This window comes from Escherichia sp. E2586 (assembly GCF_005781105.1).
GTDB lineage: Bacteria > Pseudomonadota > Gammaproteobacteria > Enterobacterales > Enterobacteriaceae > Escherichia.
Genome location: NZ_VATN01000011.1, coordinates 1 through 12,555 on the forward strand (window position 1 = coordinate 1; position 12,555 = coordinate 12,555).

The window sequence follows — 12,555 nt, forward strand, 5'->3', positions numbered from 1 at the left end:
GAGTCCCGTCCGTTCCGCCACCCTAATTAGGGGCGTAGTTCAATTGGTAGAGCACCGGTCTCCAAAACCGGGTGTTGGGAGTTCGAGTCTCTCCGCCCCTGCCAGAAATCATCCTTAGCGAAAGCTAAGGATTTTTTTTATCTAAAATAAGCCTCTCCGAAGTAAATCCTTCCACCGGCGTCCTTGCCAGCCATTCAGATTAATACACTTCATCTAGTACGTTAATTTTCAATAGATCTCGAATCAGCGCGTGTTTGTCGCTATTTTGCAGCCATATGGCATAGAGCGGCCGTGAAAGTGTTGTACTGTCGACAACAGTATGCAAACCGCCTTTTTTGCGCGCCCAACTTACCGGTAGCCAGGTGCAGCCATTAAGCATTTCAATCTGTTGTTGTGCCAGTTCAGCAGAACTGGTTGTCAGGATTGGAACTTCATCAGCACCGATCAAACCTGTCTCATGCTGTTGAAAATCCGGCCCCCATTCCAGACGCAGATAGTTAAGATCACCCTTTAACTTAGAGGGGGCGCTGGCATAGAGCGCTAAAGTGAAATATCCCAACAACTGGCTACTAAATTCGTCCATTTTGGGCGCTTCAGTGGTAATAAGAAGATCAAGTTGACGTTCATGTAGCTGTTTTACCAGAGACTGTCGTTGAGCAATCCGCGCTTCAAATTGCAAGCCTGTGTGGGCATCCTGATTCTGATACAAGCGCCCCAGCCACTGATTAAGCATACACTCCCACAGCGAGGCGCTGGCACCGATAGAAAACTCATTATGTCGTGAGGTATGCGCCACCTCCTTGCGGGCGGCCTGCCAGGTGCTCATGAGCGTTTCTGCATAAGGCAGAAGCTTTTCTCCGGCAGCGGTTAAACGGATATTGTTTCTATGGCGGGTGAAAAGATTCACACCTAGTTGATTTTCCAGTTGTCTGATTCGAAAGCTCACGGCTGATTGGGTCAGATAGAGCGATTCAGCCGCTCGACCAAAGTGACGCGTTCGGCTAACTTCCAGGAAAGTTTTTAACAATTCCGTATCCACAGTGCTCTCCGCAAAATTATTTGTCGTTATGATTTAAATGTTTTGTTTTACACTCTGTCAAGCGTAACTAATACTCCGCGCCATAACTAGCTCGGTCAAAGAATTAGGAGCGTGCAGGATGGCGGAAAGCTTTACGACGACTAATCGATATTTCGACAATAAACATTATCCACGTGGATTCTCTCGTCATGGTGATTTCACCATCAAAGAGGCACAACTGCTTGAGCGTCATGGTTATGCCTTCAATGAGCTGGATCTCGGCAAGCGCGAGCCGGTTACCGAGGAAGAGAAACTCTTCGTAGCAGTATGCCGTGGCGAACGTGAGCCAGTGACAGAAGCAGAACGCGTGTGGTCCAAGTATATGACGCGTATTAAACGTCCAAAACGTTTTCATACCCTTTCCGGCGGTAAACCGCAGGTCGAAGGTGCTGAAGACTACACCGATTCCGACGATTAATAAAAAGGGCGAAATGCCCTTTTTTTATGTCAGCAGTTTTTGCAAATGGATGAGCAAGCGGTCAATCGCACGATAGCTAACCGCCTCCTGCAAATGCTGGCGTGTGATGATGTCAGACTGATCAATATCAGCAATGGTTCGTGCTACTTTCAGTAATCGCTGCCAGGCACGAATCGATAACCCCAGATGGATCAGCGTTTCTTCCAGCCACTGCGCATCTGCGCTCTCAAGCTTGCAGAATTGCCGTATTTCCGGGCTATCCAGCCAGGCATTCAGTTTATTCTGCCGCTTGAATTGGCGCTCTCTGGCGGCCATTACACGTTGTTTAACGGTGGCGCTGCTTTCTCCTGGCACTACCGCTTTACTCAAAATGCCGGGGGGCGGTAATGGGATCTCCAGTGAAAGGTCAAAGCGGTCAAGAAAGGGACCAGAGAGTCGGTTGAGATAACGTAATGTTTGTTCTGGTGTGCAGCGGTTATGGTTTCCCTGATAATGTCCGGTAGGGCTGGGGTTCATCGCCGCGACAAGCTGGAAACGGGCTGGATAGGTTATTTTTGCTCGCGTGCGTGAAAGATGGATCTGCCCGGACTCAATCGGCTCTCGCAAGGCATCCAGTGTACGCCGTTCAAATTCAGGTAGCTCATCAAGAAAAAGCACGCCGTTATGCGCCAGCGAAATTTCACCTGGCCCTGGAATTGCACCACCGCCCACCATCGCAGTTAACGACGCACTGTGATGCGGTGAGCGGAACGGGCGCTGCCGCCATTGTTTTTGCACTGACTCGGCATTCACCAGGCTTAATATTGCGGCACTCTCCAGAGCTTCTTCATTACTTAAATCTGGCAATAAGCCATTAATACGGCTGGCGAGCATTGTTTTACCTGTTCCTGGTGGTCCAATCAGTAAAAGGTTGTGGCCCCCTGCGGCGGTAATTTCCAGCCCTCGCTTACCTTGCTCCTGACCGACAACATCACTGAGATCATGTTGTAATATCCGGGATACAACATCAGTTGGTGACGGGCGTTCGAGAGCATGCTTACCTTCGAGAAACGCACAGACAGCCTGCAGATGATCGGCTATCAGGCATCCTTCACCGTTAATTAGCCCCACTTCATCTTCGTTATCTTTCGCGACGATAATTTTTCTGCCTGACTTAATGGCTTCAGTTGCACTGGAGATTGCGCCAGGAACGCCGCGCAGAGCGCCTGTAAGCGCCAGTTCCCCGACTAATTCATATTCATGCAACTTATTGGCTGTAAGCTGTTCAGAGGCTGCCAGCAAAGCAATAGCAATAGGTAAATCATATCGCCCTCCTTCTTTCGGCAGGTCGGCTGGTGCAAGGTTAATGGTGATTTTTTTCGCCGGATATTCATATCCGCTATTGATAATGGCGCTGCGCACGCGATCGCGTGCTTCTTTTACCGTTGTTTCTGGTAAGCCCACCATCGTTAATCCTGGTAGACCTTTACTTATATGTACCTCAACAGTGATCGGGGGTGCGTTTACTCCCAGAGCTGCACGAGTATGAACAATTGACAGTGACATAAGCCCTCCTTGAGCCACTATTATGTGCATAAGAGATCGCTGCTGTAGTCTGCCAGATTGCGTTAATTAGCGGCTGATTCCCGTTTATTTATGCAACGTGAACTGAGTTGTATGAGTGATGGAATGACTCTCGCAAAATTGAGAAGTAAAAAACTTAGCCTCTGGGTGAGGGTAAGAAATATACGGGAATTGAATTTTTTTCACTCACCTTTTTTTATATAAAAAACAATGATTTTTATCGAAATGATTGGGAATCCAACAAAATATGATTAAAAAATATCTTGTGCTATTCGCAAAATCTATGGTAACTCTTTAGGCATTCCTTCGAACAAGATGCAAGAAAAGACAAAATGACAGCCCTTCTACGAGTGATTAGCCTGGTCGTGATTAGCGTGGTGGTGATTATTATCCCACCGTGCGGGGCTGCACTTGGACGAGGAAAGGCTTAAAGATCAAGCCTTAACGAACTAAGACCCCCGCACCGAAAGGTCCGGGGGTTTTTTTTGACCTTAAAAACATAACCGAGGAGCAGACAATGAATAACAGCACAAAATTCTGTTTCTCAAGATTCAGGACGGGGAACTAACTATGAATGGCGCACAGTGGGTGGTACATGCGTTGCGGGCACAGGGTGTGAACACCGTTTTCGGTTATCCGGGTGGCGCAATTATGCCGGTTTACGATGCATTGTATGACGGCGGCGTGGAGCACTTGCTGTGCCGACATGAACAGGGCGCGGCAATGGCGGCTATCGGTTATGCCCGTGCTACCGGTAAAACTGGCGTATGTATCGCCACGTCTGGTCCGGGCGCAACCAACCTGATAACCGGGCTTGCGGACGCACTGTTAGATTCCATCCCTGTTGTTGCCATCACCGGTCAGGTGTCTGCACCGTTCATCGGCACCGATGCATTTCAGGAAGTGGATGTACTGGGATTGTCATTAGCCTGTACCAAGCACAGCTTTCTGGTGCAGTCGCTGGAAGAGTTGCCGCGCATCATGGCTGAAGCATTCGACGTTGCCAGCTCAGGTCGTCCAGGTCCAGTTCTGGTCGATATCCCAAAAGATATCCAGTTAGCCAGCGGTGACCTGGAACCGTGGTTCACCACTGTTGAAAACGAAGTGACTTTCCCACATGCCGAAGTCGAGCAAGCGCGCCAGATGCTGGCAAAAGCGCAAAAACCGATGCTGTACGTTGGCGGTGGCGTGGGCATGGCACAGGCGGTTCCGGTTTTGCGTGAATTTCTCGCTGCCACAAAAATGCCTGCCACCTGTACGCTGAAAGGGTTGGGCGCAGTTGAAGCGGATTATCCGTACTATCTGGGAATGCTGGGAATGCACGGCACCAAAGCGGCGAACTTCGCGGTGCAGGAATGTGATTTACTGATCGCCGTGGGTGCACGTTTTGATGACCGGGTGACCGGCAAGCTGAACACTTTCGCGCCACACGCCAGCGTTATCCATATGGATATCGACCCGGCAGAAATGAACAAGCTGCGTCAGGCACATGTGGCATTACAGGGTGATTTAAATGCTCTGTTACCAGCATTACAGCACACGTTAAATATCAATGACTGGCAGCAATACTGCGCGCAGCTGCGTGATGAACATGCCTGGCGTTATGACCATCCTGGTGACGCTATCTACGCGCCGTTGTTGTTAAAACAACTGTCGGATCGTAAACCTGCGGATTGCGTCGTGACCACAGATGTGGGGCAGCACCAGATGTGGGCTGCGCAGCACATCGCCCATACTCGCCCGGAAAATTTCATCACCTCCAGCGGCTTAGGCACTATGGGATTCGGTTTACCAGCAGCGGTTGGCGCGCAAGTCGCACGACCGAACGATACCGTTGTCTGTATCTCCGGTGACGGCTCTTTCATGATGAATGTGCAAGAGCTGGGCACCGTAAAACGCAAGCAGTTACCGTTGAAAATCGTCTTACTCGATAACCAACGGTTAGGGATGGTTCGACAATGGCAGCAACTGTTTTTCCAGGAACGATACAGCGAAACCACCCTTACCGATAACCCCGATTTCCTCATGTTAGCCAGCGCCTTCGGCATCCCTGGCCAACACATCACCCGTAAAGACCAGGTTGAAGCGGCACTCGACACCATGCTTAACAGTGATGGGCCATACCTGCTTCATGTCTCAATCGACGAACTTGAGAACGTCTGGCCGCTGGTGCCGCCTGGTGCCAGTAATTCAGAAATGTTGGAGAAATTATCATGATGCAACATCAGGTCAATGTATCGGCTCGCTTCAATCCGGAAACCTTAGAACGTGTTTTACGCGTGGTGCGTCATCGTGGTTTCCACGTCTGCTCAATGAATATGGCCGCCGCCAGCGATGCACAAAATATAAATATCGAATTGACCGTTGCCAGCCCACGGTCGGTCGACTTACTGTTTAGTCAGTTAAATAAACTGGTGGACGTCGCACACGTTGCCATCTGCCAGAGCACAACCACATCACAACAAATCCGCGCCTGAGCGCAAAAGGAATATAAAAATGACCACGAAGAAAGCTGATTACATTTGGTTCAATGGGGAGATGGTTCGCTGGGAAGACGCGAAGGTGCATGTGATGTCGCACGCGCTGCACTATGGCACCTCGGTTTTTGAAGGCATCCGTTGCTACGACTCGCACAAAGGACCGGTTGTATTCCGCCATCGTGAGCATATGCAGCGTCTGCATGACTCCGCCAAAATCTATCGCTTCCCGGTTTCGCAGAGCATTGATGAGCTGATGGAAGCTTGTCGTGACGTGATCCGCAAAAACAATCTCACCAGCGCCTATATCCGTCCGCTGATCTTCGTCGGTGATGTTGGCATGGGCGTAAACCCGCCTGCGGGATACTCAACCGACGTGATTATCGCCGCTTTCCCGTGGGGAGCGTATCTGGGGGCAGAAGCGCTGGAGCAGGGGATCGATGCGATGGTTTCCTCCTGGAACCGCGCAGCACCAAACACCATCCCAACCGCGGCAAAAGCCGGTGGTAACTACCTCTCTTCCCTGCTGGTGGGTAGCGAAGCGCGCCGCCACGGTTATCAGGAAGGTATCGCGCTGGATGTGAACGGTTATATCTCTGAAGGCGCAGGCGAAAACCTGTTTGAAGTGAAAGACGGTGTGCTGTTCACCCCACCGTTTACCTCTTCCGCGCTGCCGGGTATCACCCGTGACGCCATCATCAAACTGGCGAAAGAGCTGGGAATTGAAGTGCGTGAGCAGGTGCTGTCGCGCGAATCACTGTACCTGGCGGATGAAGTGTTTATGTCCGGTACGGCGGCAGAAATCACGCCAGTGCGCAGCGTAGACGGGATTCAGGTTGGCGAAGGCCGTTGCGGCCCGGTTACCAAACGCATTCAGCAAGCCTTCTTCGGCCTCTTCACTGGCGAAACCGAAGATAAATGGGGCTGGTTGGATCAAGTTAATCAATAAATACAAAAAATGGGACGGCACGCACCGTCCCATTTACGAGACAGACACTGGGAGTAAATAAAGTATGCCTAAGTACCGTTCCGCCACCACCACTCATGGTCGTAATATGGCGGGTGCTCGTGCGCTGTGGCGCGCCACCGGAATGACCGACGCCGATTTCGGTAAGCCGATTATCGCGGTTGTGAACTCGTTCACCCAATTTGTACCGGGTCACGTCCATCTGCGCGATCTCGGTAAACTGGTCGCCGAACAAATTGAAGCGGCTGGCGGTGTTGCCAAAGAGTTCAACACCATTGCGGTGGATGATGGGATTGCCATGGGCCACGGGGGGATGCTTTATTCACTGCCATCTCGCGAACTGATCGCTGATTCCGTTGAGTATATGGTCAACGCCCATTGCGCCGACGCCATGGTCTGCATCTCTAACTGCGACAAAATCACCCCGGGGATGCTGATGGCTTCCCTGCGATTAAACATTCCGGTGATCTTCGTTTCCGGCGGCCCGATGGAGGCCGGGAAAACCAAACTGTCCGATCAGATCATCAAGCTCGATCTGGTTGATGCGATGATCCAGGGGGCAGACCCGAAAGTTTCTGACTCCCAGAGCGATCAGGTTGAACGTTCCGCTTGCCCAACCTGCGGTTCCTGCTCCGGGATGTTCACCGCTAACTCGATGAATTGCCTGACCGAAGCGCTGGGCCTGTCGCAGCCGGGTAATGGCTCGCTGCTGGCAACTCACGCCGACCGTAAGCAGCTGTTCCTCAATGCCGGTAAACGCATTGTTGAATTGACCAAACGTTACTACGAGCAAAACGACGAAAGTGCACTGCCGCGTAATATCGCCAGTAAGGCGGCGTTTGAAAACGCCATGACGCTGGATATCGCAATGGGCGGTTCTACCAACACGGTACTTCACCTGCTGGCGGCGGCGCAGGAAGCGGAAATCGACTTCACCATGAGTGATATCGATAAACTTTCCCGAAAGGTTCCGCAGCTGTGTAAAGTTGCGCCGAGCACCCAGAAATACCATATGGAAGATGTTCACCGGGCTGGTGGTGTTATCGGTATTCTCGGTGAACTGGATCGCGCGGGATTACTGAACCATGATGTAAAAAACGTACTTGGCCTGACGTTGCCGCAAACGCTGGAACAATACGACGTTATGCTGACCCAGGATGACGCGGTAAAAAATATGTTCCGCGCAGGCCCTGCTGGCATTCGTACTACACAGGCATTCTCGCAGGATTGCCGTTGGGATTCTCTCGATGACGATCGCGCAAACGGCTGTATCCGCTCGCTGGAACACGCCTACAGCAAAGACGGTGGTCTGGCGGTGCTCTACGGTAATTTCGCAGAAAACGGCTGCATCGTTAAAACTGCGGGCGTCGATGACAGCATCCTCAAATTCACCGGCCCGGCGAAAGTGTACGAAAGCCAGGACGATGCGGTAGAAGCTATCCTCGGCGGTAAAGTCGTCGCGGGTGATGTCGTGGTGATCCGCTACGAAGGTCCGAAAGGCGGCCCTGGCATGCAGGAAATGCTCTATCCGACCACCTTCCTGAAATCGATGGGCCTCGGCAAAGCCTGCGCGCTGATCACCGATGGCCGTTTCTCCGGCGGGACTTCCGGCCTCTCCATCGGCCACGTTTCACCGGAAGCGGCAAGCGGGGGCAATATCGCGATCATTGAAGATGGCGACCTGATCGAAATCGACATTCCGAATCGCGGCATTCAGTTGCAACTGAGCGACCAGGAAATTGCCGCGCGTCGTGAAGCGCAGGAAGCCCGTGGCGACCAGGCCTGGACACCGAAAAACCGTGAACGCCAGGTTTCCTTTGCCCTGCGCGCCTACGCCAGCCTGGCAACCAGCGCCGACAAAGGTGCGGTGCGCGATAAATCGAAACTGGGGGGTTAATGATGGCTGACTCACAACCTCTCTCCGGTGCTCCGGAAGGTGCCGAATATTTAAGAGCGGTGCTACGCGCACCGGTTTACGAAGCGGCGCAGGTCACGCCGCTACAAAAAATGGAAAAACTGTCGTCGCGTCTTGATAACGTGATTCTGGTGAAGCGCGAAGACCGCCAGCCAGTGCACAGCTTCAAGCTGCGCGGCGCATACGCCATGATGGCGGGCCTGACGGAAGAACAGAAAGCGCATGGCGTGATCACCGCCTCGGCGGGTAACCACGCGCAGGGCGTGGCGTTTTCTTCCGCACGGTTAGGCGTGAAGGCGCTGATCGTCATGCCAACCGCCACCGCTGACATCAAAGTTGATGCGGTGCGCGGCTTCGGTGGCGAAGTGCTGCTTCACGGCGCAAACTTCGATGAAGCGAAAGCCAAAGCAATTGAACTGTCGCAGCAGCAGGGCTTCACCTGGGTACCGCCGTTCGATCATCCGATGGTGATCGCCGGGCAAGGCACGCTGGCGCTGGAACTGCTCCAGCAGGATGCCCATCTTGATCGCGTATTTGTACCGGTCGGCGGCGGCGGCCTGGCGGCGGGTGTGGCAGTGCTGATCAAACAGCTGATGCCGCAAATCAAAGTGATCGCCGTAGAAGCGGAAGACTCCGCCTGCCTGAAAGCGGCGCTGGATGCAGGTCATCCCGTTGATTTGCCGCGCGTAGGGCTGTTTGCTGAAGGTGTTGCGGTAAAACGCATCGGCGATGAAACCTTCCGTTTGTGCCAGGAGTATCTCGACGACATCATTACCGTTGATAGCGATGCTATCTGTGCGGCGATGAAAGACCTGTTCGAAGATGTGCGCGCGGTGGCGGAGCCGTCTGGCGCGCTGGCGCTGGCGGGGATGAAAAAATACATCGCCCAGCACAACATTCGCGGAGAACGACTGGCGCATGTACTTTCGGGGGCAAACGTCAATTTCCACGGCCTACGCTACGTCTCGGAACGCTGCGAATTGGGCGAACAGCGTGAAGCGTTGCTGGCGGTGACTATCCCGGAAGAAAAAGGCAGTTTCCTCAAATTCTGCCAGCTGCTTGGCGGGCGCTCGGTCACCGAGTTCAACTACCGTTTTGCTGATGCCAAAAACGCCTGCATCTTTGTCGGCGTGCGCCTGAGCCGTGGCCTTGAAGAGCGCAAAGAAATTTTGCAGATGCTCAACGATGGCGGCTACAGCGTGGTTGATCTCTCCGACGACGAAATGGCGAAGCTTCACGTGCGCTATATGGTTGGCGGGCGTCCATCGCATCCGTTGCAGGAACGCCTCTACAGCTTCGAATTCCCGGAATCACCGGGCGCGCTGCTGCGTTTCCTCAACACGCTGGGTACGCACTGGAACATTTCGTTGTTCCATTATCGCAGTCATGGTACTGACTACGGACGCGTGCTGGCGGCGTTTGAGCTTGGCGACCATGAACCGGATTTTGAAACCCGGCTAAATGAGCTGGGCTACGATTGCCACGACGAAACCAATAACCCGGCGTTCAGGTTCTTTTTGGCGGGTTAGGGAAAAATGCCTGATGGCGCTTCGCTTATCAGGCCTACCCACGCGACAACGTTATTTGTGGTTTGGCAAAATCTTCCAGAACGCTTCAATCAGCGGCTCATGCAGCCGCTTTTTTTGTGCGCAAACGCCCAGCTCAAACGGCGTTTTCTCATCGCTGCGCTCTAAAATCATCACGCGGTTACGCACTGGTTCCGGGCTGTTTTCCAGCACCACTTCCGGCAACAAGGCCACGCCGCAGCCGAGCGCCACCATCGATACCATCGCTTCATGTCCGCCAACCGTGGCGTAAATCATCGGGTTGCTGATTTTATTGCGTCGAAACCACAGTTCAATGCGGCGGCGTACCGGTCCCTGATCGGCCATGATAAACGGCACTGTAGACCAGTCCGGCTTCTCTACCGAAACCTGATTACGCACCGGGCACGGTAGGGCAGGCGTGATCAGCACCACCGTCAGATTCTCCAGCATCGAAAACGCCACTGCGCCGGGCAAGGTTTCCGGTTTACCAGCAATTGCCAGATCCGCTTCGCCAGTGACCACCTTTTCCATCGCATCTGCCGCATCACCAGTAGTGAGTTTAATCTCCACTGACGGATGTTCCGCGCGGAAGCGGTCGAGAATCGGTGGAAGATGGCTGTAAGCGGCGGTCACCGAGCAGAAGATATGTAATTCTCCAGAGAGCGACGGCCCTTGCTGATCGATGGTGTGGCGCAGTTGCTGATACTGCAACAACGTTTGCTGGGCGAAAACACGCAGCTCTTCCCCCGCTTCCGTCAGCGTTACCGTGCGGTTATCGCGCACAAACAGCGGCTGACCAAGATCTTCTTCCAGGCGCTGAATCTGCCGTGAGAGCGTGGATGGGCTTACGTGCATCGCCCGCGCGCTGCGGCCAAAATGGCGGCTTTCCGCCAGATGCAGGAAGGTTTTCAGATCGCGTAAATCCAATGGCGCAGCCCTCAATGTTGACGTTGCAAAAATTGCAATGTGACGTTGTGAATATATCAATTTCCGCAATAAATTTCCTGTCATATAGTGAATTCAATCTCGCAAACGCGAACCGAACAATAAGAAGCACAACATCACGAGGAATCACCATGGCTAACTACTTCAATACACTGAATCTGCGCCAGCAGCTGGCACAGTTGGGCAAATGCCGCTTTATGGGGCGCGATGAATTCGCCGACGGCGCGAGCTACCTTCAGGGTAAAAAAGTGGTCATCGTCGGCTGTGGCGCACAGGGTCTGAACCAGGGCCTGAACATGCGTGATTCTGGTCTCGATATCTCCTACGCTCTGCGTAAAGAAGCGATTGCCGAGAAGCGCGCATCCTGGCGTAAAGCGACCGAAAACGGTTTTAAAGTTGGCACTTACGAAGAACTGATCCCGCAGGCGGATCTGGTGGTTAACCTGACGCCAGACAAGCAGCACTCTGATGTAGTGCGTTCCGTACAGCCGCTGATGAAAGACGGCGCGGCGCTGGGTTACTCGCACGGTTTCAACATCGTCGAAGTGGGCGAGCAGATCCGTAAAGACATCACCGTAGTAATGGTTGCGCCGAAATGCCCTGGCACCGAAGTACGTGAGGAGTACAAACGTGGGTTCGGCGTACCGACGCTGATCGCCGTTCACCCGGAAAATGATCCGAAAGGCGAAGGCATGGCGATCGCTAAAGCCTGGGCGGCAGCAACCGGTGGTCACCGTGCGGGCGTGCTGGAATCGTCCTTCGTTGCAGAAGTGAAATCTGACCTGATGGGCGAGCAAACTATTCTGTGCGGTATGTTGCAGGCTGGCTCTCTGCTGTGCTTCGACAAGCTGGTGGAAGAAGGCACCGATCCGGCATACGCAGAAAAACTGATTCAGTTCGGTTGGGAAACCATCACCGAAGCGCTGAAACAGGGCGGCATCACCCTGATGATGGACCGTCTCTCTAACCCGGCGAAACTGCGTGCTTACGCGCTGTCAGAACAACTGAAAGAGATCATGGCACCGCTGTTCCAGAAACATATGGACGACATCATCTCCGGCGAATTCTCCTCCGGCATGATGGCGGACTGGGCCAACGACGATAAGAAACTGCTGACCTGGCGTGAAGAAACCGGCAAAACCGCGTTTGAAACCGCGCCGCAGTATGAAGGCAAAATCGGCGAGCAGGAGTACTTCGATAAAGGCGTACTGATGATCGCGATGGTGAAAGCGGGCGTTGAACTGGCGTTCGAAACCATGGTCGATTCCGGCATCATTGAAGAATCTGCTTACTATGAATCACTGCACGAACTGCCGCTGATTGCCAACACCATCGCCCGTAAGCGTCTGTACGAAATGAACGTGGTTATCTCTGATACCGCCGAGTACGGTAACTATCTGTTCTCTTACGCTTGTGTACCGCTGCTGAAACCGTTTATGGCAGAGCTGCAACCGGGCGACCTGGGTAAAGCTATTCCGGAAGGTGCGGTAGATAACGCGCAGTTGCGTGATGTGAACGAAGCGATTCGCAGCCATGCGATTGAGCAGGTAGGTAAGAAACTGCGCGGCTATATGACGGATATGAAACGTATTGCTGTTGCGGGTTAATAGCGATTCAGAGTTCAAGGCCTTCTCCTGGAGAAGGC

At 53.1% G+C, this 12,555-nt stretch carries 12 protein-coding genes and 1 tRNA gene; 10 read left to right on the top strand and 3 right to left on the bottom strand.

The annotated features are described in order from the left end of the window. The first annotated feature begins 28 nt into the window (after positions 1-28). Positions 29-104, top strand: a tRNA-Trp gene (locus FEK50_RS13035). Between the two features lie 95 nt (positions 105-199). On the opposite strand, the gene hdfR is transcribed toward FEK50_RS13035, so the two are convergent. Beyond that, positions 200-1,039, bottom strand: a complete 840-nt coding sequence (hdfR, locus tag FEK50_RS13040) for an HTH-type transcriptional regulator HdfR (RefSeq protein WP_131162291.1) — start codon at positions 1,037-1,039, stop codon at positions 200-202. Positions 1,040-1,157: 118 nt separating this feature from the next. Between hdfR and maoP the strand changes: the two genes are divergently transcribed. After that, positions 1,158-1,496, top strand: a complete 339-nt coding sequence (gene maoP / locus FEK50_RS13045) for a macrodomain Ori organization protein MaoP (RefSeq protein ID WP_000841001.1) — start codon at positions 1,158-1,160, stop codon at positions 1,494-1,496. A 24-nt stretch (positions 1,497-1,520) separates the two neighbouring features. On the opposite strand, the gene FEK50_RS13050 is transcribed toward maoP, so the two are convergent. After that, complete coding sequence (locus FEK50_RS13050) at positions 1,521-3,041, bottom strand: YifB family Mg chelatase-like AAA ATPase (RefSeq protein ID WP_130209372.1); 1,521 nt, start codon at positions 3,039-3,041, stop codon at positions 1,521-1,523. A 350-nt stretch (positions 3,042-3,391) separates the two neighbouring features. Here FEK50_RS13050 and ilvL point away from each other — a divergent pair, with 350 nt between their 5' ends. From ilvL to ilvA, 7 genes are all read left to right on the top strand, one after another. After that, on the top strand, positions 3,392-3,490 hold the full coding sequence (gene ilvL / locus FEK50_RS13055) for an ilv operon leader peptide (protein ID WP_001311244.1): 99 nt from the start codon (positions 3,392-3,394) through the stop codon (positions 3,488-3,490). An 86-nt stretch (positions 3,491-3,576) separates the two neighbouring features. Further along, entirely contained in the window at positions 3,577-3,627 is a 51-nt protein-coding gene (ilvX, locus tag FEK50_RS13060) for a peptide IlvX (RefSeq protein WP_001387183.1), read from the top strand. 2 nt (positions 3,628-3,629) lie between these two features. Then, complete coding sequence (gene ilvG / locus FEK50_RS13065) at positions 3,630-5,276, top strand: acetolactate synthase 2 catalytic subunit (protein ID WP_131162290.1); 1,647 nt, start codon at positions 3,630-3,632, stop codon at positions 5,274-5,276. Beyond that, the gene (gene ilvM / locus FEK50_RS13070; protein WP_000983255.1) at positions 5,273-5,536 is read left to right on the top strand and encodes an acetolactate synthase 2 small subunit; all 264 of its coding nucleotides are present in this window, start codon (positions 5,273-5,275) and stop codon (positions 5,534-5,536) included. Before ilvG ends, ilvM begins: the two co-directional genes overlap by 4 nt. A gap of 19 nt (positions 5,537-5,555) precedes the next feature. Then, positions 5,556-6,485 carry a branched-chain-amino-acid transaminase gene (gene ilvE, locus FEK50_RS13075; protein WP_000208520.1) on the top strand — a complete coding sequence of 310 codons (930 nt, stop codon included), beginning with the start codon at positions 5,556-5,558 and terminating at the stop codon, positions 6,483-6,485. 64 nt (positions 6,486-6,549) lie between these two features. Further along, positions 6,550-8,400, top strand: a complete 1,851-nt coding sequence (ilvD, locus tag FEK50_RS13080; protein WP_131162289.1) for a dihydroxy-acid dehydratase — start codon at positions 6,550-6,552, stop codon at positions 8,398-8,400. A 2-nt stretch (positions 8,401-8,402) separates the two neighbouring features. Next, entirely contained in the window at positions 8,403-9,947 is a 1,545-nt protein-coding gene (ilvA, locus tag FEK50_RS13085; RefSeq protein ID WP_044867235.1) for a threonine ammonia-lyase, biosynthetic, read from the top strand. Between the two features lie 51 nt (positions 9,948-9,998). Here ilvA and ilvY read toward each other — a convergent pair whose 3' ends face one another. Then, a complete protein-coding gene (ilvY, locus tag FEK50_RS13090; RefSeq protein ID WP_131162288.1) occupies positions 9,999-10,892 on the bottom strand; it encodes an HTH-type transcriptional activator IlvY in 894 nt (297 codons plus the stop codon). A gap of 149 nt (positions 10,893-11,041) precedes the next feature. Here ilvY and ilvC point away from each other — a divergent pair, with 149 nt between their 5' ends. Beyond that, positions 11,042-12,517 (top strand): ketol-acid reductoisomerase, encoded by a 1,476-nt coding sequence (gene ilvC, locus FEK50_RS13095; protein WP_001296589.1) that lies wholly within the window; start codon positions 11,042-11,044, stop codon positions 12,515-12,517. Positions 12,518-12,555 lie beyond the last annotated feature (38 nt).

What these genes read in the sequence shown, in the direction of transcription:
- FEK50_RS13050 (WP_130209372.1), bottom strand. Translation starts at nt 3,041, where the DNA reads ATGTCACTGTCAATTGTTCATACTCGTGCAGCTCTGGGAGTAAACGCA.
- maoP (WP_000841001.1), top strand. Translation starts at nt 1,158, where the DNA reads ATGGCGGAAAGCTTTACGACGACTAATCGATATTTCGACAATAAACAT.
- ilvA (WP_044867235.1), top strand. Translation starts at nt 8,403, where the DNA reads ATGGCTGACTCACAACCTCTCTCCGGTGCTCCGGAAGGTGCCGAATAT.
- ilvD (WP_131162289.1), top strand. Translation starts at nt 6,550, where the DNA reads ATGCCTAAGTACCGTTCCGCCACCACCACTCATGGTCGTAATATGGCG.
- ilvE (WP_000208520.1), top strand. Translation starts at nt 5,556, where the DNA reads ATGACCACGAAGAAAGCTGATTACATTTGGTTCAATGGGGAGATGGTT.
- ilvG (WP_131162290.1), top strand. Translation starts at nt 3,630, where the DNA reads ATGAATGGCGCACAGTGGGTGGTACATGCGTTGCGGGCACAGGGTGTG.
- ilvC (WP_001296589.1), top strand. Translation starts at nt 11,042, where the DNA reads ATGGCTAACTACTTCAATACACTGAATCTGCGCCAGCAGCTGGCACAG.
- ilvM (WP_000983255.1), top strand. Translation starts at nt 5,273, where the DNA reads ATGATGCAACATCAGGTCAATGTATCGGCTCGCTTCAATCCGGAAACC.
- ilvL (WP_001311244.1), top strand. Translation starts at nt 3,392, where the DNA reads ATGACAGCCCTTCTACGAGTGATTAGCCTGGTCGTGATTAGCGTGGTG.